Here is a 614-nt window from a genome sequence, read left to right as displayed (position 1 = left end):
GATCGACATTCAGGATTCCCAAATGTGTTGAAGGCTGATTCATAGTCATCCGTGCTGAGGCGCGGAGCAGATGATGGGGATCAAGCGATACGAGTTGAGTGAGGCGCAATGGTTTCGGATTGCGTCGCTGGTTCCGGGCAAGGCGGCTGATCCTGGTCGGACGGGCGCAGATAACCGCTTGTTCGTGAACGGATGTTTGTGGGTGTTGCGCTCAGGCGCGCACTGGTGCGACCTGCCGGAACGCTATGGCAAGTGGAAGACGGTGCACCGGCGTTTCAGCCGTTGGTGTCATGCCGGTGTGTGGGAGCGGGTATTCGAGGCGCTGACGGCCGACCGGGACAACCAGTATCTGATGATCGACAGCACCATCGTTCGCGCCCACCAGCAGGCCGCGACCGGAAAAGGGGGGCCAAGGATCAGGCGCTGGGGCGTTCCCGAGGCGGACTGACGACCAAGATCCACATGCTCGCCGACACGTTCGGTCGCCCTTTACGGTTCCGCATCACGCCGGGACAGGTCAGCGACATCGCCTCTGCACCCGATCTGCTCGATGGCCAGCAAGCCGGGGCGGTGCTGGCCGACAAGGCCTATGATGGCAACGACTTGCGCGACCG

At 62.2% G+C, this 614-nt stretch carries 1 pseudogene; it reads left to right on the top strand.

From position 1 onward, the window contains the following. Nucleotides 1-79: 79 nt before the first annotated feature. A pseudogene (locus tag IFT55_RS17265) lies at nucleotides 80-614 on the top strand (IS5 family transposase); the annotation flags it as partial.

The sequence above is a fragment of the Sphingomonas sp. CFBP 13720 genome (assembly GCF_014842075.1).
GTDB lineage: Bacteria > Pseudomonadota > Alphaproteobacteria > Sphingomonadales > Sphingomonadaceae > Sphingomonas.
The sequence above is the reverse complement of the archived record's forward strand: the minus strand, read 5'-3'. Positions and strand labels throughout refer to the sequence as shown.